The sequence below is a fragment of the Stutzerimonas sp. KH-1 genome (assembly GCF_054483855.1).
Map to the genome: position 1 here is coordinate 2,578,883 of NZ_CM137011.1, position 23,755 is coordinate 2,602,637.

Consider the following 23,755-nt stretch of genomic DNA (forward strand, 5'->3'; position numbering starts at 1 on the left):
GGCCGTCAACCTTCGACGAGTCAGGCCCTCGCCTCCACCAGCATGCCCTGTGCTTCGGGCCGCTTGATCAGCGCGTAGACCACCCCGGTCAGCAGACTCCCGGCCAGGATCGCGACCAGGTAGAGCAATGCATGGTTGATCGCGTTGGGGATCAGCAGCACGAAGAGGCCGCCATGGGGCGCCAGCAGCTTGGCACCGAACGCCATGGACAGCGCGCCGGTCAGTGCACCACCGGCGATGCTGGCCGGAATCACCCGCAGCGGGTCCTTGGCAGCGAAGGGAATCGCGCCCTCGGAGATGAAGCAGCAACCCAGCACTAGCGCGGCCTTGCCGGCTTCGCGCTCGGTCTGGGCGAACTTGCGGCGGGCGATCAGCGTGGCGATGCCCATGCCGATCGGCGGCACCATGCCGGCAGCCATGGTCGCGGCCATCGGCGCGTAGCTTTGCGAGGCGAGCAGCCCGACGGAGAAGGCATAGGCCGCCTTGTTCACCGGCCCGCCGAGATCGACGCACATCATGGTGCCCAGCAGCAGCCCGAGCAGGATGGCGTTGGAGGTGCCCATGGTGTCGAGGAATTCGGTGAGCCCGGCGAGCAGCTTCGCCACCGGCGTGCCGACGATGTAGATCATCACCAAGCCCGTCACCAGGCTGGCCAGCAGCGGAATGATCAGGATCGGCTTGAGCGATTCGATGCTGGCCGGCAGTGGAATCCAGCGACTCACCGCCTTGGCCGCATAGCCGGCGACGAAACCGGCGATGATGCCGCCAATGAAGCCTGCGCCGAGCGTACCGGCCAGCAAGCCGCCGATCATGCCGGGCGCCAGGCCCGGGCGGTCGGCAATGGAATAGGCGATGTAGCCGGCCAGTAGCGGCACCATCAGCTGGAAGGCGGTTTCGCCGCCGATCTTCATCAAGGCTGCGGCTAGCGTGCCCTCCTCCTTGAACGCCTCGATGCCGAAGACGAACGACAGGGCGATCAGCAGTCCGCCCGCCACCACCATCGGCAGCATGTAGGACACCCCGGTCAGCAGGTGCTTGTAGACACCGGTCTTCTCCGCTTTCTGTTCTCCCGTAGCGGCACTTGCCGTGACGCCACCGCCGAGCACGGCCGCTTCCTGCAGCGCGCGATCCAGCGTCGCCTCGGGTTGCTTCAGTGCGACACCGGTGCCGCAGCGGAACACGCGCTTGCCGGCGAAACGGTTGACATCCACCTCGATATCGGTCGCCAGCAGCACTGCGTCGGCTTCTTCGATGGCCTGGGGGTCGAGCAGGTTGCGCGCGCCCACCGAGCCACGCGTCTCCACCTGCAGGTCATAGCCCTTGCGCGCGGCCGCCTGCTGCAGCGCCTCGGCGGCCATGAAGGTGTGCGCCACGCCGGTCGGGCAGGCGGTGATGGCCACCAGCTTAGGTTTGCCGCCGGAAGGCGCGGCGTCGACTTCGTCGACCGGCTGCAGTTCGGTCGCGGTATCGGCGGCGCTGCGCAGGAAGCCTTCCGGGTCGAGCAGCGCCTCGGACGGGGTCGACTGCACGACACGCTTGCCGACGAAGCGTTGCAGCGACAATGGCCCGGTTTTCACCACCACGACCAAGTCGGCCTCGGCGATCTGTTCGGCCGTGAGCGGCGAGCCGATGGCCTTGGGATCGTGGACTTCCACGGCGGTCGACCAGCCCAGGCGATGGGCCGCGGCTTCGAGCAGGCGCGAGGTCAGCACGCTGGTGACCATTCCGTTGGGGCAGGCCGTGATGATGAGCAGATTCATTCCTTCACCTCTTGTAATTATTGGCTGAGCGGCTGCAGCCGCACGGCCGCTTCAAGCTCGGCCAGTTGCGCCCGATCAGTGATGCCGAAGCCGATTTGGCCGACGGCCTGAGCGGCAATCGCCGTGGCATGCGCCAGGGTGCGCTCGGCCGGCCAACCCGCCAGCAAGCCGTGGAGCATGCCGGCCAGCAGCGAATCCCCGGCGCCCACGGTGCTGACCACCCGCACCTTGGGCGGCTGGGCATGCCAGGCGGCTGCCGGCGAAAACCAGCTGACCCCCGCGGCGCCCTGGGACATCACGACATGTTCGATGCGGGCATTCAGGCGCCGAGCCTCGTCGGCCAGGGCCCGAGCGTCGGCCGGGTCGAGGCCGCGGGCCTGGGCCAGCTCCTCTTCGTTGGGCTTGATCAGCCAGGGTGACAGGGCCAGCCCTTCGCGCAGCGCCGCGCCGCTGGTGTCCAGCGCAACACGCGCACCAAGCAGCGCGAGCCGCTGCAGCAGCTCGACGAACCACGGCAGCTCGACGCCGCGCGGCAGGCTGCCGGCCACCACGACCAGCTCATGGCCAGGCACCAGGCGTTCGAGGCGGGCTAGCAGCTCGTCGCGCTGGGCGGCACCGACCTCCAGCCCCGGGCCATTGATATCGGTAATCCGCCCATCCGCCTCGGCCAGCTTGATGTTGCTGCGGGTCTCGCCCGCCACGCGGACGAATTCGTCGGCGAAGCCCCGCGCGGCGAACAGCTGCTCGAAAGGCTGCGCATTGGCTTCGCCGAGAAAGCCGGTCACGGTCAGCTGATGGCCGAGATCGGCCAGGACCTGGGCGACGTTGAGTCCCTTGCCAGCGGCATGCACCTGCAGGTTGTCGCTGCGATTGACTTCGCCCAGGTGCAGCGCGGGCAGCTGCACGGTGAGATCCAGCGCGGGATTGAGGGTGACGGTTAGTACGCGCGCCATCAGCAGTGCTCCCCGACGAAGGCGCGCACTTCATGGGCGCCGGGCAACATCAGGGCCTGCTGAGCCAGCCTCTGGCAGGCGGCGAAGTCCAGCTCGCGCACCCGCGCCTTGACCAGCGCGATGCTGCGCGCCGACACGCTCAACTCATCAACGCCCAGCCCCACCAGCATGGGTATCGCCAGCGCATCGGCGGCCAGCTCGCCGCAGACACCCACCCATTTGCCCTGCGCGTGGGCGGCTTCCACCGTCATGCCGATCAGGCGCAACACGGCCGGGTGCAGCCCATCGGCCTGGCCGGACAGCGTCGGGTGGCCGCGGTCGATGGCCAGCGTGTACTGGGTCAGATCGTTGGTGCCAATGCTGAAGAAATCGACTTCCTGCGCCAGCACCGGCGCGATCAGCGCGGCGGACGGGATCTCGATCATGATGCCCACCTGCAGGTCGGCCACCGGAAGCTCGACGCGCAGGCGATCGACCAGCGCCTTGGCGGTGCGCCATTCCTCGATATTGCCGACCATGGGAAACATGATCCGCAGCGGCCGGCCGTCGGCGGAGGCGAGCAAGGCACGCAACTGGGTTTCGAGGATGTCCGGGCGCTGCAGGCTCAGGCGAATGCCGCGCACACCGAGGAAGGGGTTCTCCTCGGGCGGCATCGGCCAGTACGGCAGCGGCTTATCGCCGCCGACATCGAGCGTGCGCACCACCAATGGCCGGCCTTCGAGGGCTTCCAGCACACGGCGGTATTCGGCTTCCTGGGTCGCCTGATCCGGCGCCTGAGCGTGGTTCATGAACACCAGCTCGGTGCGCAGCAGGCCGATACCCTCGGCACCGAGCGCCACCGCCTCGGGCGTCTCGCCAGCGGCGCCGATGTTGGCAGCGATCTCCACCGGATGGCCGTCACGGGTGATTGCCGGCTCCAGACGTCGCTCATGGGCCAGGCGCTTGCGTTCCTCCCGCGCGGCGCGCTCGCCCCGGGCCTGTTCGAGCTGCGTATCGCTCGGCGCCACCAGCAGCTCACCGCGCTCGCCATCGAGCAGCAGCAGGGTGTTGGGCGCCAGGCCGAGCACACCGGGCCCGGCGCCGACGATGGCCGGAATACCCAGCGCCCGGGCAATGATGGCGCTGTGCGAGGTGGCGCCGCCGCCGGCTGTGAGAATGCCGGCGACGCGCTGAGCATTGAGGGTGGCGACGTCCGACGGCGCCACCTCGTCCATCACCAGAATGTAAGGCTCATCCGGGGCCTGCTCGGCTTCGACACCGGCCAGGCAGGCCAGCACGCGGCGGCCCACGTCGCGCAGGTCGGCCGCGCGCTCGGCGAGCAGCTGGTCATGCAGCGCCTCCTGCTGCTGCGCCGCGCTTTCGATTTCCTCCATCCAGGCCGCTTCGGCGCTGAGGCCTTTGTGCAGGCGCACCTGCACCTCTTCGCGCAGGGCGGGATCCCTGAGCATGGCCTGGTGAGTGGTGAAGATGTCACGGATGCTGGCGACCTGGCTCTGCGCGATCAGCGTGCCGATTTCGGCGAACACCTCGTCCAGCGCCGCGTCGAGCCGCTGCAGCTCGACGGCGGGCGATTCGCCGCGCCGCGGATAGTCGATCGCCTGCGGCTTGCGCACCAGCACCGGGCCGATGGCGATGCCGGGCGAGGCGGCGATGCCGATGACCTGCTCGCCGGCCCGCAAGGCGGGCACATCCTGGGCGGCTTCATTCAGTTGCACGGTGGCAGCTGGCTGCTCCGCCGGTTCCCCGCCAACTGGCAGCGGCTCGATTTCCTCGCCCAGCCCTTCCTCCACCGCGCGCACCAACGCCGGCAAGGCATCGTCGGCGATCGAGGGCTCGGCGATGAACTCCAGCACCTGCCCACGATGCGAGCCCATCGCCAGCAGCTTGCTCAGGCTCTTGGCCGACACCCCCGCGCTCTGGCTGCCGGCCAGGCGCACGCGGATCTCGCCGGCAAAGGCCTGTGCGACCTCGGTCAGCACCTTGGCGGGCCGTGCGTGCAGGCCGTGGGCATTGGCCAGCGGCACGCGGGCGCTCGGCCAGTCCGCCGGCACGTCGCCACCCAGAGCTTCGAGCACTGTGCGACTGGAAGTCGCCTGGCTCAGCTCCGCGCCGCGCCCCTCGATCAGCAGGTTGCACAGGCGCTCGAGCATCGCCCGGTGCGCTTCGCCGAGGCTGGCCAGCACGAACAGGCCGTTGAGCGGCTGGCCATGGTGATCCAGCGACGCGGCTGGTGTGACGAACGCCAGCCCCGGTCGCTGCACCGACTGCTCGCTGCTCAGCCACCAGAGGCCCTCACCCAGCGGCAAGGCCTGGTCGAGCGCGAGCCCGGCATTGAAGCCGGAGACCACGCACTCGGCGCGCTTGAGCAGCTTGACGCCCTGCCAGGCCAGCTCATCGAAGTCCTCGGCGGCGACGCCCAGCCCGACTAGCTCGCCATCGAGCGCCAGTTCCTGTGGCGCCCCTTGCAGCAGCGCGATGATCGCCTCGGGGCTTTCGGCCTTCTGCAGCGCCTCGCTGAGATCGCCCTCGCCGAGGGCGCGGGTCAGCAGCTGCAGCAGACGCAAATGCTCGTCGGAACGCGCGGCGATGCCGATGGCGAGATGGACCTGCTGGCCGTTGCCCCAGTCGACGCCCTCCGGAAAATGCAGCAGCCGCACGCCCGTGGTGAACACCTGATCGCGGGTTTCCGGGGTGCCATGGGGAATCGCGATGCCCTGGCCGAGAAAGGTCGAGCCCTGGGCTTCGCGTGCGCGCAAGCCGTCGAGGTAACCGGGCGCCACCAGCCCGTCGGCAACCAGCACCTCGCCGAGCAGGGCCAGCGCGGCCGGTTTGTCCGCCGCGACCTGATGCATGTGGATGTGCTGCGCGTTCAACTCAAGCATGGAGAACTCCTGCGGGGCTCGCGATTGTTGTGGCCGACGGTGCGCCGGCATTGCCCGAATCCTGGGCTGGCGCTTCAGACCTGAGAGCTGCTGAAACGTTTCAGCCAAGGCTGGCACATTACGCAATATTGGGTAATTCTAGAAGCCCGAGTTCATACCACCCGTCTTTAGGCCCCCTGTTGAAACTGACCGACATCGCCCGCCTCGCCAACGTTTCGGTAACCACCGCCAGCTACGTGCTCAACGGCAAGGCCGCGCAGCGACGGATCAGCCCGGCCACGGTCGAGCGCGTGCTGGCGGTCGCCGAGCAGCAGGGTTTTCAGCTCGACCAGCAGGCCGCCGGGCTGCGCCGCGGGCAGTCCCGGACCCTCGGTTTCATCGTGCCGGACCTGGAAAACCCCAGCTATGCACGCCTGGCCAAGCTGCTCGAGCAGCGTGCGCGACAGCGCGGCTACCAGTTGCTGATCGCCGGGACCGACGATGAGCCGGACACCGAGCGCCAGGTCATCCAGGTGCTGCGCTCGCGACGCTGCGATGCGCTGATCGTCGCCAGCTGCCTGCCGGCGGACGATGCTGGGTACCGCAAGGTCCAGGCGACCGGCACGCCGGTGATCGCACTGGACCGTGCGCTGGATGCCGTGCACTTCTGTTCGGTGGTCAGCGACGACCGCGAAGCCGGCGCGCAGCTGACCCGCTCGCTGGACGTGCCGCCCGAGGCGCATGTCGCCCTGATCAGCGCGCGCCCGGCGCTGCGCATCAGCCAGCAGCGCGAGGAAGGTTTCCAGCAGGCACTGGCGCAGCACCGCGGGCCGGTCAGCATCCTGCGTGCCGAGCAGTTCAGCCGCGCCTGCGGCCGCGCGCAGATGCTCGCCCTGCTCGACCGCGTCGCGTTGCCCGATGCGCTGATCACCACCGCCTATGTGTTGCTGGAAGGCGTGTTCGACGCGCTGCGCGAGCGCGACCTGCTCTGGCCCGAACAGCTGCGGCTGGGCACCTTCGGTGATGCGCAGTTGCTGGATTTCCTGCCGATCCGGGTCAACGCGATTTCCCAGCAGCACGCGCAGATCGCCGAGCAGGTGCTGGAGCAGGCCATTCGCGCCATCGAACAGGGCGACTACCGCCCCGGCGTGATCGCCATCGAGCGCGAGCTGAAGGTCCGCCGCGGCTGACGCCCTCTTGCGGGCGCCGACGCACTGGCGGAAGCTTGTCGTCTTTCGAACAGCCCGCCTCCCCTGATGAACATCGAACAGATCACCCAGCGCCTGCATGCGATCCGCGATCGCAACGACTGGCAGCGCTTTCACAGCCCGAAGAACCTCGCCATGGCCGCCAGTGTGGAAATGGCCGAGCTGGTGGAAATCTTCCAGTGGCAGACCGAGGACGAGTCGCGCCAGCTATCGGCCGACAAGCTCGAGCACGCTGGCCAGGAGGTCGGCGACATCCTCATGTACCTGCTGCTGATGTGCAGCGAGCTGGGGATCGACATGGAACAGGCGCTGCTGGACAAGCTGGCCGACAACGAGCGGCGCTTCGTCCGATGAGCGACCGCCATTTCGACGAGCTGGCGACGCGTTTCGCCGAGAAGATCTACGGCGGCGCCAAGGGCGCGATCCGCCTGGCCGTGCTGCAGGCCGACCTGGCCGAGATCCTGCCGCCGCGCGCGCTGCGGGTGCTGGACATCGGCGCCGGGCTCGGCCATATGAGCCTCTGGCTGGCGCAGCAGGGCCATGCGGTCACCCTCGCCGAGCCCGCCGAACCGATGCTGCAAGGCGCCCGCCAGCAGTTCGCCGACGCCGGTCAGCAGGCCACCTTCATCCAGGCGCCCTGGCAGGAGGTGGAAGCGCATGTCGACGGCCGCTTCGACCTGGTCATCTGCCACGCCGTGCTGGAGTGGCTCGCCGAGCCCCAGGCGATCCTGCCGGTGCTGCACCGCCTGACCGCGGCCGATGGCTGGCTGTCGCTGGCCTTCTACAACCGCGATGCGCTGATCTACCGCAACCTGCTCAAGGGCCACTTCAAGAAGCTGCGCAGCCAGACCTATGCCGGCGAGCGGCAGAGCCTGACCCCGCAGCAACCGCTGGACCCACGCGAACTGGCAGCGCAACTCGCGCCGCACTGGCAGGTCGAATCCAGCAGTGGCGTGCGCGTTTTCCATGACTACATGCCCGCCGATTTCCAGGCCCGCACCGAGCCGGCCGACCTCATCGAGATGGAACTGGCCTACCGCCGCCATCCCACCTTCGCCGGCCTCGGGCGCTATCTGCACTGGTTGTGCCGGCCACGCTGAGCCGGCCGGGAGGTTTCCATGTCGACCCGCGCGTTTATGCCCTTGCTCTGCCTTACCCTCGCGGCCTGCCAGAGCCAGAACCCCTATACCGACGAATCGGCACCGATACCGCCCGCCCCTCCGGTGGAACAGATCCAGGCGCCCACCTACCCGGCCGCGCCCCGGGACTTCTCCAGCTACCAGCACTGGAGCTGGCGCAGCCCGCCAGCGGGTACGGCTTCGATCAGCGGTGAAGAACTGCAGGAAATGGTCGCCGGCGCCCTCGATCAACATGGACTGCGGCCGGCACCGGGCAATGCTCCGGGCGATGTACGGATCAGCGCCAGCGCCAGCAAGGAAACCCGAGTCCGCCAGACCTACGACAACTACGGCTACGGCCCGCATGTCGGCGTAGGCCGTTATGGCGGTGGCTACGGCACCGGGTATGGCGTCGGCACCAGCGTGCCCATCGTGCGCAACTACGAGGAGGAAGTCGTCTCGGTGCGCATCGAGATGTTCGATGCGGCCTCCGGGCAATCGGTCTGGAGCAATCGTGCCGAAGCGCGCCTGAGCGGCAGCCGGGCCAAGCAGCAAGATGCGGTGCGCCAGGCCGTCGAGCGGGCGCTGGCCGATTATCCGCCGCGCTGAGTGCGGCAAGTGGCTACGCGCCGAACGAAGGCGCCGGGCCTAGACTGAGCAGACCCTTCCCTGGAGAACGATCATGTTCCGCCGTCTGTTGCTGATTCCCCTACTCCTCGCCCTCGTCGCCTGCCAGGGCCCGCAGGTGCAGCGCGATTTCGATCCGACACGGGATTTCTCCGCCTATCGCGCCTGGAGCTGGAAGGAGCCGGCGCTGCAGTACCGGCCGGATGACCCGCGCATACAGAGCGACCTCACCGAGCAGCGCATCCGCGACGCCATTGCCGAGCAACTGGACCAGCGCGGCCTGCGGCCCGCCACGGCGAGTGCCGCGGCCGGCGTGCAAGTGCAGGCCTGGTACATCGTCGACCAGCGCACCCAGCAATACACGACCACTTCCGGCGCCTGGGGCAACCCCTGGTACGGTTACTGGGGCGGACCGATGTTCACCGATACCCGCACCATCGACTATCAGGTCGGCACCTTGCAGATCGATCTGTATGACGCCGCCGATGGCAAGCTGGTCTGGCGTGGCAGTGCCGAGCAGGTACTGCGCAGCCGCCAGGGCACGCCCGACGAGCGCGCCGGCAGCATGCGCGAGCTGGTGGCGCGGGTGCTGTCGCAATACCCACCGCACTGAGCCAAGCGCCTGAACCTGCCGCGGTGCTGGCGAGCGACTGCCGCGCTCGCCATACTGTCGCGCCGCTGATCCTTGGAGACCTGAAATGCCTGCTGTTGCCTGGTGGTTGCTCACCCTGCCGTTCATTGCCGGAGCCATGCTGCCCCTGCAGGCCGGAATCAACGGTCAGGTCGCGCGTCACCTCGGCAACGTCATGGGTGCGGCACTGCTTTCGTTTACCGTGGGCACACTGGCGCTGTCCGTCATCGTGGCGGTCCAGCGCGATATTCCGGCGCTGCAGACCCTCAAGGGCCTGCACTGGTGGCACTGGTGTGGCGGCCTGCTGGGCGCCTTCTTTATCGCCACGGCCGCCTTCGCCGCACCGCGCACCGGCGCGCTGCTGTTCATGGCATTGCTGCTGGCCGGCCAGCTGTTCGTCGCCCTGCTGCTGGACCACTTCGGCTGGGCCGGTTTCCGCCAGTCCTCAATCAGCCTCGGCAAGGTGTCCGGCCTGTTGCTGATCTTCGCTGGGGTCTGGCTGATCCAGCGCGGCTAGCAGGTGCGCGGCGGGGCATCACTCGTGTTCGAAGGCGTAGAACAGGTTCGGCTCGCTGACCAGGTAGAGATTGCCCTGCGCATCGAAAGTCATGCCCTCGGCCTGCGGCACGCTGCGCTCGAGCCCGGCGAAACCGCGCCATAGCGAGCGGAAGCTGACCAGCTCGCCCTCGGCATCCAGCTCCAGCATCATCTTCGCCTCGTCGCTGAGCAACACGAGGTGACCGGTCTGCTCGTCGAAATGCACCGACGACAGGTCGCTGGCCATGTCCAGCTTGTCGATCCAGGCCTGGCGGTCGATGATCTTGATGTCCATGTCGCCGGCCAGGCTGCGCTTGATGCCCTGGATCTCGTAGAGCTTGCGAGGTGAGTGCTCCTTGACCACGAACAGCCGATCACCGGCGCGGTCGTACCCGACGCCCTCGAAACCTGTATTGTCCTCGTCGTTCAGGGCCAGGGTGATGGAGCGGGCGTCGGTACGCTGCAGCGGTCCGGCAACCCTGGGAACCTGCACGATCACCAGCGACTGCTTGCGCTCCTCGGTCAACACCAGCAGGTCATCTCCCAGATAGGTCACGCCCTCTACGTCTTGGAACCCGCGCAGCGGATAGCGCGCGAGGAAGCCGCCATCCTTGTCCAACGCCAGCAGCTCTTCGGGGTTATTGACGACACCCCAGAGATGATCGCGGCGTTCGTCATAGGTCAGCCCGGAAAGATTGTCTTCCACCGTGGCCACCGGCAGCGCGTCGATCTTCACCCGGTATTCGGGTAGCCAGAGACTGTGCCTTTCCCAGCTGCTTTCATGCCAGGTGGTTTTCAGCGTATAGAACAGCCGCTCATCCAGATGAGTGGCGGTGACAACGTAGAGCAGGCCGAAAAAGACGCAGCCATAGGCCCAGGCCGGGCGCAGTGTCGTGATTCGTTCCAGGCGCGCTCTGGCAATGGCCAGCATCGTTGGTCTTCTCGTTCAGGGAATGGTAGGCAGGCTGCCTGGCGCTTGTTGCAGTTGCATGAAGGTCGGGAACGCATGATGCGCAAAGGACTCACAGCGACATTCCGACCGCCTCCCGCCCTGGTGGTTCCAGCGCAGCGGCGACCGTTCGGAACTCTCGGGCGCACTCGAGAGCCCAATGCCCAAGGCCGTGCTTGAGCACCGCAATCGAACGTTCAGGAGAGTGATACATGCGGGTAGAAGGATTCTTCGAGTGGCTGGGACAGGCGCTGGGCGCAGTCATTCGTTTCATCGTCGAGGCGTTGGGCGACTTCTTCGGCCTGTTTGCCAGGGCCGGACAGAATTTCCTCGAGGGGTTGTCGCGTACGCTGGGCATGGACCGCTCGCTGATCAGCCTGGTAGCGCTGGCGATCGGCCTGCTGTTGCTGGTTGCGGCGGTCCGCGCGTTCTTTCGCGGCTCGATCATCGGCGGGCTGATCTGGCTGTTCCTCGGGCTGTGGCTGCTGAGCTGGTTGATTCACTGACGCGCAGCCTAACGCTCGGGTTTTCCTCTTTCGTTGCATGCCACGTATAGTGCCGGGCCGTCCCGGAGGCCCGTAATGTCCAGCATGCTTGCCGCCTGGCGTCACACCCCCACCCACAGCAAGGTGTGGGCGCTGGCGGCGCCGATGATCCTGTCCAACCTTTCCGTTCCGCTGGTCGCACTGGTGGACAGCAGCGTGATCGGCCATCTGCCGCACGCTCACCAGCTGGGCGCGGTTGCCGTCGGCGGTAGCCTGTATACGCTGCTGGTGTGGGTGATGGGCTTCCTGCGCATGGGTACCACCGGCTTCGCCGCACAGGCAGCCGGCCGCCAGGATGGCGGCGCGCTGCGCCAGATATTGTTGCAGGGACTGTTGCTGGCCGCCGGCTTCGCCCTGCTGCTGAGCCTCGTCGGTGTGCCGCTCAAGGGCGCCGCGCTGCAGCTGATGCAACCCTCGGCGGAGCTGGACGACCTGACCCGCGACTATTTCCACACGCGCCTGTTCGGCCTGCCCGCGGCGCTGGCCAGCTATGCGCTGATCGGCTGGTTTCTCGGCACGCAGAACGCCCGCGCGCCGCTGGCCATTCTGCTGACGACGAACCTGATCAATGTCGTGCTGGACCTGTGGTTCGTGCTCGGCCTCGACTGGGGCGTGGCCGGCGCCGCACGCGCCTCGGTGATCGCCGAATGGAGCGGCGCGCTGCTTGGCCTGGCGCTCACCGGCAAGGCGCTGGCCCGCTATCCCGGTCGAGTTGATACCCGCGCGCTGCGCCGCTGGTTGAGCTGGCGACCGCTGATGGCGGTCAACCGCGATATCTTCCTGCGCTCGCTGGCGCTACAACTGGTGTTCTTCCTAGTGACAGTGCAGGGCACCCGCCTGGGTGATGCCACAGTCGCCGCCAACGCGCTGCTACTCAATGGCCTGCTGCTGACCGCGCACGCCCTCGACGGACTGGCCCATGCCGTGGAAGCCTTGAGCGGGCATGCCATCGGTGCCCGCGACCGCAACGCGCTGCAGCGGGTGATGGTGGTCGCCGGGGGCTGGTCACTGCTGGCCAGCGTCGCCTTCGGCCTGTTCTTCCTGCTTGGCGGCCAGCTGTTCATCCAGTTGCAGACCGACATCCCCGAGGTACGCCAGACCGCGCTGACCTACCTGCCCTATCTGGCGGCATTGCCGCTGATCGCGGTCTGGAGCTATCTGCTCGATGGGTTGTTCATCGGTGCCACCCGCGCGCGGGAGATGCGCAACAGCATGCTGCTGGCAGTGGCGCTGACGTTGCCGCTCGGCTGGCTGCTGCAGGGGCTGGGCAATCACGGCTTGTGGCTGGCCTTTCTCGCCTTCATGCTGACGCGTGGCATCTGCCTGGGCGTGCTCGCCTTGCGTCTGCAGCGCCGCGGTGCCTGGTTTACCATGAGCACGCCTGGCACCACCCATTCCGAAGGACGCTGAACATGGCCTATGCCATTGCCGCCTACTTGCACTTTCTGGCGATCTTCCTGCTCTTTTCCCTGTTGCTGCTGGAGCATCAGCTGTTCCGCCAGCCGCTGACGCTGGAGCGCGCGCGCAGCCTGTTCCGCATCGACATAGCCTTTGGCATCACGGCCGCGGCCGTGCTGGCGAGCGGCATCGCCCGGGCGGTCTTCTACGGCAAGGGACTGGACTACTACCTGAAGAACAGCTTCTTTCACGCCAAGGTCGGTTTGTTCGTGGTCGTCGCCGTCCTGTCCATCTACCCGACGCTGACCTTTCTGCGCTGGCGCCCCGCTCTCGCGGCAGGCCAGGCACCGACCATCTCGAGCGGCAGCGCCAGATGGGTCAAGCTGACCATCCGCCTGGAGCTGCTGCTGCTCGCGCTGATTCCCCTGCTGGCGGCGCTGATGGCACGGGGCTTCGGCGTCATGCCCGGCTGACGCCGGGCACCCTTCAGGGTGTCAGGTAGGACGAACGCGTCAGTCCCAGGCGCAGCGCGTCGATGTACTGCGTGCGTTCCTTGGCGCTCAACTTGGCCCCGGCCACCTTGTCGCGGTAGTAGGTCATCAGCTCCTCTGGCGACAGATGCACATAGCGCAGCATGCCCTCGATGGTGTCATGGGTCTCGATGCCGGCGTGGTAGTAGCTACCGTCCTCGCGCTGATAGACGTTCACCGAATCGGTATCGCCGAACAGGTTGTGCATGTCGCCGAGAATTTCCTGATAGGCACCCACCAGGAACACCCCGAGGAAATACTCCTCGCCAGGCGCGACCTCGTGCACCGGCATGCTGCTCTCGATGCTCTGCTCGTCGACGTAGTGCTTGATCTTGCCGTCCGAGTCGCAGGTCAGGTCCTGCAGCACGGCGCGCCGCACCGGCTCCTCGGTCAGCCGCTGCAGCGGCACGATCGGCAGAATCTGGTCGATCGCCCAGGTGTCCGGCAGGCTCTGGAACACCGAGAAATTGCAGATGTACTTGTCCGCCAGCTTGTCGTTGAGCTCGTCGAGCACTGCGCGGTGCGAGCGCTGACGAGCCTTGAGCTGGTTGTACAGGCGGCGGCAGATGGCGAAATAGCTCTGCTCGGCCAGCGCCTTCTGTGCCAGCGTCAGCTTGCCGGACGCGTACTGTGCGCTGGACTCGCTCATGTAATGGGTGGCGCGCCAGTAGGTCTCGGTGACCATTTCCGGGTCGGTCGGCCCGAGCAGATCGGCCAGCGACTGCACGATGTCCGGCAGCTCGTCGTAGTTGTCGATCTGCGGTATTTCGTCGTTGTGCCGCTCGACGTCAGTGACCTGCATGACCAGCACCGCATGATGTGCGGTCATGGCCCGCCCACTCTCGGAGAAGATGTTCGGATGCGGCAGGCCCTGCGCCTCGCAGAACTCCTTGAGCATGCCGACCACAGTACCGGCGTATTCGTCGATGTCGTAGTTGATCGAACTGGCATTGCGCGAGTGGGTGCCGTCGTAGTCGACTCCCAGGCCGCCGCCGACATCGATGTAATCCACCGGCAGCCCGAGTGCACGCAATTCTGCGTAATAGCGGATGGCTTCCCGGAAGCCCTGGCGGTAGTCGGCCAGGTTGGCGATCTGCGAGCCCATGTGGAAGTGCAACAGGCGAATACCCTGGTCCATCTCGACAGCGCGGAAGCGCTCGATCACCGAAAGCAGCTGCGCGGCGGACAGGCCGAACTTCGAGCGCTCGCCGCCGGTATCGGCCCACTTCGAAGATGCCAGCGACGACAGGCGCACACGCAGGCCGACCTGCGGGGTCAGCTTGAGCTCGTTGGCCTCCTCGATCACCAGGCCGACCTCGGACTCCTTCTCGATGACGATGAACACGTTGTGGCCGAGCTTTTGCCCCATCAGCGCCAGCCGAATGAACTCGCGGTCCTTGTAGCCGTTGCAGACGATGGTGCCGCCCTTCGGCGCCAGCGCCAGCACCGCCATCAGCTCTGGCTTGGAGCCCGCCTCCAGACCGATGGAGACGTTCTGCGTGGCGATGATGTTTTCCACCACCGCTTCCTGCTGATTGACCTTGATCGGGTACAACGCGGTGTACTTGCCGGCGTACTCCATGCGCTCGATGTTGGCGTCGAAGGCACCGGTCAGGCGCCGCACGCGGTCCTGCAGGATGCCGGGAAAGCGCACCAGCAGCGGCAGCGACAGCCCCGCCTCGCGCAATTGCTCGATCAGCCCGTTGAACTCGATCGGCTCGCCGCTGGGGCCCTGCGGGCGAACCTCGACGTTGCCCTGATCACTGATGGCGAAGTAACCGGCACCCCAGTGGCGAATGCCATAGATGCTGCGGCTATCGGCAGCGGTCCACTGGCTACCGTCGTCTTTACGTGTGCGTCGTACAGGCATCGAAGCCTCCCGGAAAAAATTGAACGTTTCGCCGCAAGCAGATGTGCCCGGCGAAGGCTATGCGGCTTCGACAGCCGATATGCGCAAAAAGGTGAAAATTGGTGAGGCTGTCACAGCGGCACTTAGCCGCCAGACTTCTTGGCCTTGAAGCCGCGTTTGCCGAGTTCGTCGACCAGCAACTGGACATGATCGCCCTGAATCTCGATGACGCCGTCTTTCAGCGCCCCGCCGGTACCGCAGCGGCGCTTCAGCGCGCTGGCCAGTTCCTTGAGTTCGCTTTCCGGCAGGGGCACGCCGCTGATGGTGGTCACCGTCTTGCCGCCTCGCCCCTTGCTCTCGCGACGTACCCGCGCGACACCGTCTCCCTCTGGCACGAGGTTTTGCTTGCACACGCAGCTGCCCAGAGGCTGACTGCAGTCGGGACAATGCCGACCGCTGTCGGTGGAATAGACCAGCCCACCCAGGCCGGCCAGGGAAGTGGTTTTCTTGGCCACGCAAACCTCGCTCGCGAATCTGGTCCTGTCTGACAGGACCGAACAGCCGGCTAATTTACCAGCATTGCGGCCCAGCTAGCAGACCGCCGCCCGGACAACGACCAGTGCCGGCCGGACGACCTGCGAGAAAAGTTCGAGCCTGCGCGACTCAGACGATACGTCCGGTTGGCGCATAAGGTGCCGGGTCCACGATCGGTTCGCGGCCGAGCATCAGATCCGCCAGAAGCTGGCAGGACGCCGGTGCCAGCACCAGCCCGTTGCGGAAGTGCCCGCAGTTCAGCCACAGCCCATCGAAACCGCTGACCTGCCCTATATAAGGCACACCGTCCGGCGAACCAGGACGCAGACCTGCCCAGTGCTTGACCACTTGCGCGTCGGCGAGCGCGGGCAGCAATTCGATTGCGGTCGCTCGCAGGCTTTCCAGCGCATCCTCGGTGGGCGTCTTGTCGAAACCGACATCTTCCAGCGTGCTGCCGACCAGAATATGGCCGTCGCGACGGGGAATCGCATAGCGCCGCTTGGCCAGCACCATGCTCGGCAGGAAGTCCTCCGCGCATTTGAAGAGAATCATCTGTCCCTTCATCGGCTTGACCGGAATCTCCAGTCCCAGCGTCGCCAGCAGCTGTGCACTCCAGGCGCCCGCCGCCACCACGACCTGCTCGGCACGCATATCGCCCTGCGCCGTCCTCACGCCCACGACCCGCGAGCCGTCCTGCAGAAAGCCCTCGACCGGGCAATGCTCGATCACATTCACATTGGGCAGCTGCCGCAGCGCCGCACGCAACGCCTGCAGCAGCCGCGGATTGCGAATGTTGGCGACTCCCTGCATATACACGGCCCGCTCATAACCCTCACCCAGCGAGGGCACTGCCTGGTGCACGGTCTCCATCGACACCGATTGCAACGGTCGGCCATAGCGCTCGGCCCAACTCAGCGCCTCGGCCTCGTCCTGCAGATCGAGCCAATAGAGACCCGTCACATGCACCTCGGGGTCCACCCCCGTCTCTCTCAGCAGCCGATCACCCAGTTGTGGGTAGAAGTCCTGCGACCAATGCGCAAGCGCCGTAACCGCCGGGCTGTAGCGCCACGGGTACAGAGGCGAAACGATCCCGCCGCCAGCCCAGGAGGCTTCGCTGCCGACATCGCCCGATTCCAGTAGCAGCACCGACTTGCCGGCCTCCGCCAGCCGATAGGCCGACAGCAGCCCAATAACACCCCCGCCGACAATGATCACTTCTTGATTCACGCATTTCTCCAACCATCTGGTTCACATTTCTGCCCGCCCTCGCTTGGTCGGACGGACAGGCTGCATTAAAAGAACGTCTGTGCGTCTCGCGTACGCGGTAGACAAACAGCAGCCAGGACGGCTGAGCATCATACGTGCAAAGGAACCGCACTATGGAGAACCGAAATCAAGGCTTCACGCTTATCGAGTTGATGGTCACTCTACTGGTATTGACTGTTGTCGCTGCGATAGCTATCCCCGCGTTCGGCAACTTGATTGAAAGAAGCCGCCAGGAAGCACTGAAAGATGAGATAGAGAACGTATTGCACAACGCTCGCACGCAAGCAGTTCTGCAGCGCCGCACGATAGAGATATGCGGAAGCGAAGACGGAGCGACATGTTCAGCGAACTGGAAACATGGCTGGCTTGTACGCACGACAGGGGGACAGATACTTCAGCTAACCCAACTTCCACATCACGACGAGCTCAGCTGGATTGGCTTTAGCGACAGCATTCGCTTTCGCGATAACGGGGCATCACCGGCCAGCAATGGTCGTTTCTATCAATGCTCAGGGGAGCAGATCGCGTGGCAGGTCGTCGTCAGCCGCCACGGGCGAATTCGCCAATCGTCAGAGGCAGAAAACATCAGTAAAGCCCATCTATGCCAGTGAGCCCGAACACAAACTCCAAGCAAACATCGACGCCATCACAGCCTGAACCGAGCGTCGACCGTTTATCCGTACAAACACACCAACGATCTCCATCATGCGGACAAGACACCAACACATTTGCATCATCCGCTCACGATTCTCTTGGAGTACATCATGTCACGCCGAACCGACATGCACGGATTCACCCTGGTCGAGCTGATGATCACCCTTACCTTGCTTGGCATTTTCGCAGCCATCGCGGTCCCTAGCTTCAATAGCCTGATACGTAATAACCAAGTGCAAAGCAAGGCAGAGGAACTGGTTATCTTTCTGCAGCACGCACGCGGTCAAGCGGTCCTTAACCGACAGGTATACGAAGTGCAGATCAAGAGCAATGCGCCCTGGGAAATCAGTAACGCGGGAAACGGGGAGGTCGAGCGAATCTTGGAGCATAACCCCGAACACGCGGAAATTCTCAGCTCAGCCCTCAGCGACGACAAGCTGGTCTACCGGGCCAACGGTACCGCTACACCGGCCAAGTTCACCATATGCCGCGATTCAGACCCGACCACGGGCTATCTGCTCGAAGTGCAAGCTAGCGGCGGCCTCGTTCTCTACCCACGAGGCAAAAAAGACGGAGCTGCCTTGGACAGCTGTACACCATGAGGACCCCAATGAAAACCGATAAAGGCTTCAGCCTAATAGAGGTGTTGGTGGCCCTGCTGCTAACCACCATCGGCATACTAGGCATGGTGGCTCTGCAGGGGCGCAGCATCCAATACACGCAGGACTCGGTGCAGCGCAACACAGCCATCGTTCTGGCAAGCGACTTGATCGAAATCGTGCGAGCCCACCCAAAAGAACTCTTCAATACCTCGCCTCCGCAGTTCCCTATGAACAGCGGATTAAAAGACGCCTCCGTGTTTTACAAAAACGCCGGTGATGACTTCACCGACCGCGAGAGCTGCGTCGCTAGCCCGACCCAAATTGCAAAAACTGCAAAAGAACTACGCGACTGCTGGGCAGACAAGGTTGAAGCATTGTTGCCAGGCGGCAGCGAGCTGTTCGATAGCGATGTATACATCTGCCGAAGCTCTACTCCAGGCGATTGCGATGGCAAGGGCTCAATGCTTGAAATCCGGCTGGCGTGGCAAGTCCGTGACGGCGAATGCCTCGACGGGGACAACTCCGATGTCTGCAGCTATACAATTCGAGTAGAACCATGAATCACATTAAGCATCAACTCGGCTTATCAATGGTAGAGCTCCTTATCGCATTGGCGATCAGCAGCTTTCTAATCCTCGGAATTACACAAGTCTATATCGACAACAAGCGTAACTATGTCTTCCAGCAGAATCAGGCCGGGAACGCCGAAAATAGTCGTTTCGCCGCTTTAATCATTAACGACTACTTGGGTAAGGCCGGCTATCGTCGGACGCCTTCAGCGCTGCTGGAGATCGTATTTCCCTCCCGGCCGGCTTCCGGTGGATGCCTCGCGTTCAACGCAGGACATGCCGCTACCGGACTGGATCCCAGTGAGGGAGTCGGAATTTGCATCCGCTATCAGCCACAGACTAGCGGGGAACTGGACTGTCAGGGCACGACCAGCCCTGTTGTATATGACGAAGCCTTCCCTTCTTCCCCGCCTGACGCAGGCGACCTTACCGTTCTGGCATTCAAGTACGAACCCAGCAGCGACGACCAGCTGCAGGATGGCCGCCTCCTGTGCAAAAGCCTCAACGCAACCAGCCCGCAGTATGGAGAGGTGCTCAGCGGCATCGCAGATCTGCGCTTGGACTTCGGTGTAGGAAAGACTGACATGCTCGAAAAGGAGGTCACCACCTTCATCCAGCAAGCAGACTGGACGCCCACCAGCGGAGCAATTCGTAGCGTCCGCTATGCCCTACTACTCGCAAGTCGCGCAGGACAGCGCGACAGCGATGATTCGAAGGTTCTTGCCGACTGGCTGCTAGAAGCCTCAACGAATGCGCAGACCCGACTGCAAGAGGCAGATAACAAGCGCATCTACCAAGTGGCAGGCGCCACGCAAACCATTAGGAATCTAATGCCATGATGCTCATTTCCCGCCAGTCTCAGGGCGGAGCGGTACTTCTTGTTTCGCTCGTGATGTTGCTGGTGCTGACTGTACTGGCCGTCAGCAGCATGCGAGGGGTGACGCTCGAATCCCGCATCACGGCAAACCGCGAACACGACATGAAAAGCCAGAACATTGCAGACGCGGCATTGCGCGAAGCCGAATTTCGTTTTTACGGTCCCGGCAACTTGTCCGAAAAGCTTGAAGCTAAAGCAGCGAACTGTTTGGCGGCTAACACCTTGAAGACCAATGGAATCAACAGTCCTTGCCTACTTGAGATCAAGACAGATCGCTTACTGGCATTCGTGGAGCAACCCCAACAGGCCGACGGGGATGATCTCTTGACCGCCTCGAACATTTGGATGCCGTACCGAGGTACGGACCCCACTGCCGACACGGAGGCCAACGCCTACTTCAATAGCATCCTGGCGGATGAAGCCGGCAATGCTGCTGTCAACGCCGAATACGGCGGACGCGGCCAGGGAAGTGGCACCTATTTCTACCTCAACAACGGCAAGACCGGTGATGCTCTGTATTTGCAGTCGACGCACGCCAATATTTACCTTGGTCTTAACAATTGAGAGCCGACATCATGCACCCGTTTCGCCTCTACGCTCACGTCAAGACTCTCTCCTACGCTGCCTTCGGCCTCGTCTTGCTAAGCGCTGCAGATGCACATGCCGCGGTATCTCAGAGCCCTTTGAGCCTCACCGTTGGCGTCCCGCCGAACATGGCACTTACGCTGGATGACTCAGGCAGTATGCGCTGGGCCTTCGCCCCCGATAACGTCAATGGCATACACGCGACGCGACGAGCGAAATCGAGCGATTTCAATCCACTTTATTTCAACCCAAGCATCAGCTACGACGCACCCATCGTTTTCGATACGAACGGTACAGAACAGCCACTTTCTACCAGCTATAGCGCCGCTTTACTTAACGGTTACAAAAGCACCCTTGGCAGTATTGATCTACGCAGCGACTACAAATTCACCTGGAGCTACGACCTACTCAGCTCACAGGCCAATACCTACGGCTATAGCAACACCTCTAACCGCTTGGGAGAGAATCCTGCGGGCGACTTCAGTGCGAGCGTAGTACGTAACACCAATGGCACATCTACAGTCACCAATGACGCTGGCATTCAGTTCGCAATTAACCGCACCAGTAGCTCTGCATGTAGCGCCACTGCGACTATTTCTGGCGTTAGCGTCACTGCTAATTGCAGTCGAACTGCAACCAACACCTACACCGCGACTCTAGCGCAGCGCGGTGTTCCAGCCTACTACTACACTTACGACTCTAGCCTTGCTAACAATTGCAGCAAAGCGAACGACGACTGCTATACGCTAAATTTCGTCAGCAGCGAACAACAACAGAACTTTGCCAACTGGTATTCCTTCTACCGTAATCGCGCTTTAGCTACCATTTCCGCTGCGGCACTGGCGTTCTATGATCTTTCACCTTCGGTTCGCCTGACTTGGCAAGGCCTTGGCAACTGCAAGAGTTTTACAGGTACCGATACGACGAACTGCTACAATAACTCTCTGAAAGATTACTCACCTACACACAAAGGGCAGCTTTACGCTTGGTTGCAAAACATTAACTTTAACCAAACCACCTACCTGCCAGCGGCGATGAAACGAGCAGGCGAATTTTACACCACTAGTACGCCGTGGCAGAAAACTCCAAACGGGACAGGTAACACCAGCCTAAATACCTATGCGTGCCGTGCCAGTTACCACATCCTGATGACTGACGGGCAATGGAACTCCACCACTACAATGCCCAGCAATTTCCGTCACGATGCTGCGACCTTCAACCTGCCTGACGGCCGTGCTTATAGCGAGCGCAAGCCCTATTACGACAGCACGAGTGAAACTCTGGCCGACCTGGCCATGCACTACTGGGCTACCGACCTTAACCCAGATCTGGACAATGACTTGCCGGCGTACACCCCCTTCAAAAGCGGCGATACGACAACTGACTACTGGGACGCCCGCAACGACCCGGCGACTTGGCAGCATATGACCAACTTCGTGATGGGGCTCGGCCTAACCGAATCACTGAACAGCGCAAATATTCCTTGGGCGGGCGGTACTTTCGCAGGACAGGGCTACACCAACCTGGTCGCTGGCACAGCAACCTGGCCGCCAGCTTCCAGCGGCAGCGCCAATAATGTCTACGACCTCTGGCATGCCGCCATCAACTCACGCGGCGAGTTCTTCAGTGTCGACAGCCCCGAAGCAATGGTTCAGGCCTTCGATGACATCCTCTCGCGCATCGCGGACCGCAAGTCCACGGCGGCGCGCCCCGCAATTAACTCAGGTCAAGTTAGTACAGACGAAAACGACAACGGCACTGTCAAGACGGTTTCTTACCAGACGTCCTATGCCAGCGACGATAATTGGTCTGGCGACGTCAAGCGCTTCGAAAAAGTCTGGAGCGCTCAAAACAACGCTTTTGAAACATCCGAAGTATGGAGCGCAAAAAGCCAGGTGCCAGGCTGGCAAAGCCGGATCATAAAAATGGCCGGAGACACGAACAGCGGTTTGGCGGACTTCACTTGGGACAACGCCGGCTCTGCCAGTACTGCCGGCACGTTAGCAAACTTGCTCAGCCGTGACCCGGAGAATAGTAATTTGCCGGACGCAAAGGGAGAGCAGCGCTTACAGTATCTCCGCGGCAACCGCACTGGCGAGGGTTCAACTTTCCGTCAACGCAGTAGTGTCCTAGGTGACTTTTATTCGTCCAGCCCCGCCGTCGTATCAGGCCCTCGCTACCTGGTGAACTTCACTAACAGCTTGGAAGGCAATACCGCGTATTCGACGTTTGCAACCAATATCGCCGGGCGAACGCCCCGCGTATATGTAGGCGGCAATGACGGCATGCTCCACGGATTTAACGCATTGACCGGAGTCGAAGAATTTGCCTTCGTCCCCAGCGCCGTTTTCCCTAAGCTGAACAAGCTGACCGGCACCAACTATAGTCATGAGTTTTATGTGGATGGCAGCCCGGTCGTGGCAGATGTCTATAACGGCACCGAATGGCGCACCATTCTGGTCGGCACATTGAAGGCAGGTGGCAAATCTATCTTTGCGTTGGATATCACGACACCGGGAAGTGAGGAGTTGCTGTGGGAATTCGACGATAGCAGCCTGCCTGATGATGCAGAAGTAAAGATGGGTTACAGCTTCTCCCAACCGACTATTGCGCGACTGCATACCGGAACATGGACCGTCGTGTTCGGCAATGGTTACGAAAGCCCCAACAATACCAACGGCAAGGCGGCTTTGTTCGTCGTCGATGCAATGGAGGGCACGCTCCTTAGTAGCCTGGAAGTCGAGGGTGTAGACGGGGTTGCGAATGGCCTTTCGACACCCAAACTTGCCGACTACAACGCTGACGGTGTAGCCGACTATGCCTACGCGGGAGATCTTCAGGGCAATCTTTGGCGTTTCGATCTGCTACGTAACGGTCGGAGCGATACGGCACCCTTCACCACCGAAGACGATAGCGAAAACGCCATTGATGATTTCGAGGTAGCCTTTGGCGGCGAACCACTGTTCAGCGCCGTAGCAAACACCGGCACCGAAAGTCGTCAGCCCATTACATCCGCACCGAGCCTGGTGCTACACCCCACCGGGTTCGGCTATCTGGTCGTATTCGGTACCGGCAAATTCTTCGAGACCGGCGACAAGGAAGGCGACAAGAGCTTCGCTCAAACGGTATACGGCATCTGGGACAAACAAACGCTGGGCGAGGAAGCAAGTGACCCGAATATCGCTCGCAGTAGCTTGCAGGAGCAGACAATCACCACCCAAACCACAGTCGAGGCCAACGGCACCACGCGCCAAGGTCTGGTCTTGAGCAATAACAACGTCAGCTGGCAGGGCAGCGATACCCAGGCGGCACAGAATGGCTGGTTTCTTAACCTGCGCCAGAGCCAGGGGGAAATGGTGGTGGAGAACATGTCGCAGCTAGGTCGCACGATCTTCTTCCAGTCGCTGATTCCGAATGATGACCCCTGCGGTGATGGCGCGAACAACTGGACCTACGCCATCAATCCCTTCACTGGCGGCAGAACCTCTCACAATGCCTTTGACTACATACCAACCACGGATATCGGGACGACCAACGTCTCCGCAGTCCGTCAGGATGGCGAGGGTGGAGGTACACTTTCCCAGGATTCCGACGGGACATACCAGTACAACACAGGCCAGGAGAGCATCAACGTCTACCCGGACCCCGCAAGCCTAGGCCGCCAGAGCTGGCGTCGTATCGAACAGGAATAATGGGATGAGT

At 63.2% G+C, this 23,755-nt stretch carries 22 protein-coding genes; 15 read left to right on the top strand and 7 right to left on the bottom strand.

The genetic code is table 11. From position 1 onward, the window contains the following. Positions 1-20 precede the first annotated feature (20 nt). The 3 genes from ACX1DW_RS12490 to ptsP are packed head-to-tail and all read right to left on the bottom strand — an operon-like array spanning position 21 to position 5,595. The gene (locus ACX1DW_RS12490; RefSeq protein WP_458991653.1) at positions 21-1,760 is read right to left on the bottom strand and encodes a PTS fructose-like transporter subunit IIB; all 1,740 of its coding nucleotides are present in this window, start codon (positions 1,758-1,760) and stop codon (positions 21-23) included. Positions 1,761-1,777: 17 nt separating this feature from the next. Continuing rightward, entirely contained in the window at positions 1,778-2,713 is a 936-nt protein-coding gene (gene pfkB / locus ACX1DW_RS12495) for a 1-phosphofructokinase (RefSeq protein WP_200600168.1), read from the bottom strand. Then, positions 2,713-5,595: a phosphoenolpyruvate--protein phosphotransferase gene (gene ptsP / locus ACX1DW_RS12500; RefSeq protein ID WP_458991654.1), complete on the bottom strand. Its 2,883-nt coding sequence runs from the start codon at positions 5,593-5,595 to the stop codon at positions 2,713-2,715. The genes pfkB and ptsP overlap by 1 nt, the downstream gene beginning before the upstream one ends. Positions 5,596-5,774: 179 nt before the next feature. Here ptsP and cra point away from each other — a divergent pair, with 179 nt between their 5' ends. The 6 genes from cra (at position 5,775) to ACX1DW_RS12530 (ending at position 9,675) form a co-directional block, all read left to right on the top strand. Next, complete coding sequence (gene cra, locus ACX1DW_RS12505; protein WP_181091297.1) at positions 5,775-6,764, top strand: catabolite repressor/activator; 990 nt, start codon at positions 5,775-5,777, stop codon at positions 6,762-6,764. 66 nt (positions 6,765-6,830) lie between these two features. Next, positions 6,831-7,136: a nucleotide pyrophosphohydrolase gene (locus tag ACX1DW_RS12510; protein ID WP_013981886.1), complete on the top strand. Its 306-nt coding sequence runs from the start codon at positions 6,831-6,833 to the stop codon at positions 7,134-7,136. Beyond that, positions 7,133-7,882 (top strand): methyltransferase domain-containing protein, encoded by a 750-nt coding sequence (locus tag ACX1DW_RS12515; protein WP_181091295.1) that lies wholly within the window; start codon positions 7,133-7,135, stop codon positions 7,880-7,882. Before ACX1DW_RS12510 ends, ACX1DW_RS12515 begins: the two co-directional genes overlap by 4 nt. Positions 7,883-7,900: 18 nt before the next feature. Next, complete coding sequence (locus tag ACX1DW_RS12520) at positions 7,901-8,509, top strand: DUF4136 domain-containing protein (RefSeq protein WP_095460645.1); 609 nt, start codon at positions 7,901-7,903, stop codon at positions 8,507-8,509. 73 nt (positions 8,510-8,582) lie between these two features. Beyond that, complete coding sequence (locus tag ACX1DW_RS12525) at positions 8,583-9,140, top strand: DUF4136 domain-containing protein (protein WP_011912172.1); 558 nt, start codon at positions 8,583-8,585, stop codon at positions 9,138-9,140. 85 nt (positions 9,141-9,225) lie between these two features. Further along, positions 9,226-9,675, top strand: coding sequence for a DMT family transporter (locus ACX1DW_RS12530; RefSeq protein ID WP_458991655.1), 450 nt, complete (start codon positions 9,226-9,228; stop codon positions 9,673-9,675). 18 nt (positions 9,676-9,693) lie between these two features. Here ACX1DW_RS12530 and ACX1DW_RS12535 read toward each other — a convergent pair whose 3' ends face one another. Then, complete coding sequence (locus ACX1DW_RS12535; protein WP_458991656.1) at positions 9,694-10,626, bottom strand: SdiA-regulated domain-containing protein; 933 nt, start codon at positions 10,624-10,626, stop codon at positions 9,694-9,696. A gap of 230 nt (positions 10,627-10,856) precedes the next feature. Here ACX1DW_RS12535 and ACX1DW_RS12540 point away from each other — a divergent pair, with 230 nt between their 5' ends. The 3 genes from ACX1DW_RS12540 (at position 10,857) to ACX1DW_RS12550 (ending at position 13,060) form a co-directional block, all read left to right on the top strand. Further along, positions 10,857-11,150, top strand: a complete 294-nt coding sequence (locus tag ACX1DW_RS12540; protein ID WP_125919653.1) for a hypothetical protein — start codon at positions 10,857-10,859, stop codon at positions 11,148-11,150. A gap of 75 nt (positions 11,151-11,225) precedes the next feature. Beyond that, complete coding sequence (locus tag ACX1DW_RS12545) at positions 11,226-12,599, top strand: MATE family efflux transporter (RefSeq protein WP_200600173.1); 1,374 nt, start codon at positions 11,226-11,228, stop codon at positions 12,597-12,599. A gap of 2 nt (positions 12,600-12,601) precedes the next feature. Next, positions 12,602-13,060: a DUF2214 family protein gene (locus ACX1DW_RS12550; RefSeq protein ID WP_125856270.1), complete on the top strand. Its 459-nt coding sequence runs from the start codon at positions 12,602-12,604 to the stop codon at positions 13,058-13,060. Positions 13,061-13,073: 13 nt separating this feature from the next. Here ACX1DW_RS12550 and speA read toward each other — a convergent pair whose 3' ends face one another. From speA to thiO, 3 genes are all read right to left on the bottom strand, one after another. Beyond that, a complete protein-coding gene (gene speA, locus ACX1DW_RS12555) occupies positions 13,074-14,987 on the bottom strand; it encodes an arginine decarboxylase (RefSeq protein ID WP_458991657.1) in 1,914 nt (637 codons plus the stop codon). A 122-nt stretch (positions 14,988-15,109) separates the two neighbouring features. Then, the gene (locus tag ACX1DW_RS12560; RefSeq protein WP_200600177.1) at positions 15,110-15,481 is read right to left on the bottom strand and encodes a translation initiation factor Sui1; all 372 of its coding nucleotides are present in this window, start codon (positions 15,479-15,481) and stop codon (positions 15,110-15,112) included. A 148-nt stretch (positions 15,482-15,629) separates the two neighbouring features. Next, on the bottom strand, positions 15,630-16,727 hold the full coding sequence (gene thiO, locus ACX1DW_RS12565) for a glycine oxidase ThiO (protein ID WP_200600179.1): 1,098 nt from the start codon (positions 16,725-16,727) through the stop codon (positions 15,630-15,632). 152 nt (positions 16,728-16,879) lie between these two features. Between thiO and ACX1DW_RS12570 the strand changes: the two genes are divergently transcribed. The 6 genes from ACX1DW_RS12570 (at position 16,880) to ACX1DW_RS12595 (ending at position 23,745) form a co-directional block, all read left to right on the top strand. Next, positions 16,880-17,377, top strand: coding sequence for a GspH/FimT family pseudopilin (locus tag ACX1DW_RS12570; protein ID WP_200600186.1), 498 nt, complete (start codon positions 16,880-16,882; stop codon positions 17,375-17,377). A 153-nt stretch (positions 17,378-17,530) separates the two neighbouring features. After that, positions 17,531-18,022, top strand: coding sequence for a GspH/FimT family pseudopilin (locus ACX1DW_RS12575; protein ID WP_458991658.1), 492 nt, complete (start codon positions 17,531-17,533; stop codon positions 18,020-18,022). Positions 18,023-18,030: 8 nt separating this feature from the next. After that, positions 18,031-18,582: a type IV pilus modification protein PilV gene (pilV, locus tag ACX1DW_RS12580; RefSeq protein WP_200600190.1), complete on the top strand. Its 552-nt coding sequence runs from the start codon at positions 18,031-18,033 to the stop codon at positions 18,580-18,582. Next, positions 18,579-19,430 carry a PilW family protein gene (locus ACX1DW_RS12585; RefSeq protein WP_200600192.1) on the top strand — a complete coding sequence of 284 codons (852 nt, stop codon included), beginning with the start codon at positions 18,579-18,581 and terminating at the stop codon, positions 19,428-19,430. The genes pilV and ACX1DW_RS12585 overlap by 4 nt, the downstream gene beginning before the upstream one ends. Further along, entirely contained in the window at positions 19,427-20,032 is a 606-nt protein-coding gene (locus tag ACX1DW_RS12590; protein WP_200600194.1) for a PilX N-terminal domain-containing pilus assembly protein, read from the top strand. Before ACX1DW_RS12585 ends, ACX1DW_RS12590 begins: the two co-directional genes overlap by 4 nt. An 11-nt stretch (positions 20,033-20,043) precedes the next feature. After that, positions 20,044-23,745 carry a pilus assembly protein gene (locus ACX1DW_RS12595; protein ID WP_234464347.1) on the top strand — a complete coding sequence of 1,234 codons (3,702 nt, stop codon included), beginning with the start codon at positions 20,044-20,046 and terminating at the stop codon, positions 23,743-23,745. Positions 23,746-23,755: the final 10 nt, after the last annotated feature.

Excerpts from the sequence above, each read along its gene's own strand:
- ACX1DW_RS12490 (WP_458991653.1), bottom strand. The coding sequence starts at position 1,760 with ATGAATCTGCTCATCATCACGGCCTGCCCCAACGGAATGGTCACCAGC.
- pfkB (WP_200600168.1), bottom strand. The coding sequence starts at position 2,713 with ATGGCGCGCGTACTAACCGTCACCCTCAATCCCGCGCTGGATCTCACC.
- ptsP (WP_458991654.1), bottom strand. The coding sequence starts at position 5,595 with ATGCTTGAGTTGAACGCGCAGCACATCCACATGCATCAGGTCGCGGCG.
- ACX1DW_RS12510 (WP_013981886.1), top strand. The coding sequence starts at position 6,831 with ATGAACATCGAACAGATCACCCAGCGCCTGCATGCGATCCGCGATCGC.
- ACX1DW_RS12515 (WP_181091295.1), top strand. The coding sequence starts at position 7,133 with ATGAGCGACCGCCATTTCGACGAGCTGGCGACGCGTTTCGCCGAGAAG.
- ACX1DW_RS12520 (WP_095460645.1), top strand. The coding sequence starts at position 7,901 with ATGTCGACCCGCGCGTTTATGCCCTTGCTCTGCCTTACCCTCGCGGCC.
- ACX1DW_RS12525 (WP_011912172.1), top strand. The coding sequence starts at position 8,583 with ATGTTCCGCCGTCTGTTGCTGATTCCCCTACTCCTCGCCCTCGTCGCC.
- ACX1DW_RS12530 (WP_458991655.1), top strand. The coding sequence starts at position 9,226 with ATGCCTGCTGTTGCCTGGTGGTTGCTCACCCTGCCGTTCATTGCCGGA.
- ACX1DW_RS12535 (WP_458991656.1), bottom strand. The coding sequence starts at position 10,626 with ATGCTGGCCATTGCCAGAGCGCGCCTGGAACGAATCACGACACTGCGC.
- ACX1DW_RS12540 (WP_125919653.1), top strand. The coding sequence starts at position 10,857 with ATGCGGGTAGAAGGATTCTTCGAGTGGCTGGGACAGGCGCTGGGCGCA.
- ACX1DW_RS12545 (WP_200600173.1), top strand. The coding sequence starts at position 11,226 with ATGTCCAGCATGCTTGCCGCCTGGCGTCACACCCCCACCCACAGCAAG.
- ACX1DW_RS12550 (WP_125856270.1), top strand. The coding sequence starts at position 12,602 with ATGGCCTATGCCATTGCCGCCTACTTGCACTTTCTGGCGATCTTCCTG.
- speA (WP_458991657.1), bottom strand. The coding sequence starts at position 14,987 with ATGCCTGTACGACGCACACGTAAAGACGACGGTAGCCAGTGGACCGCT.
- ACX1DW_RS12570 (WP_200600186.1), top strand. The coding sequence starts at position 16,880 with ATGGAGAACCGAAATCAAGGCTTCACGCTTATCGAGTTGATGGTCACT.
- ACX1DW_RS12575 (WP_458991658.1), top strand. The coding sequence starts at position 17,531 with ATGTCACGCCGAACCGACATGCACGGATTCACCCTGGTCGAGCTGATG.
- pilV (WP_200600190.1), top strand. The coding sequence starts at position 18,031 with ATGAAAACCGATAAAGGCTTCAGCCTAATAGAGGTGTTGGTGGCCCTG.
- ACX1DW_RS12585 (WP_200600192.1), top strand. The coding sequence starts at position 18,579 with ATGAATCACATTAAGCATCAACTCGGCTTATCAATGGTAGAGCTCCTT.
- ACX1DW_RS12590 (WP_200600194.1), top strand. The coding sequence starts at position 19,427 with ATGATGCTCATTTCCCGCCAGTCTCAGGGCGGAGCGGTACTTCTTGTT.
- ACX1DW_RS12595 (WP_234464347.1), top strand. The coding sequence starts at position 20,044 with ATGCACCCGTTTCGCCTCTACGCTCACGTCAAGACTCTCTCCTACGCT.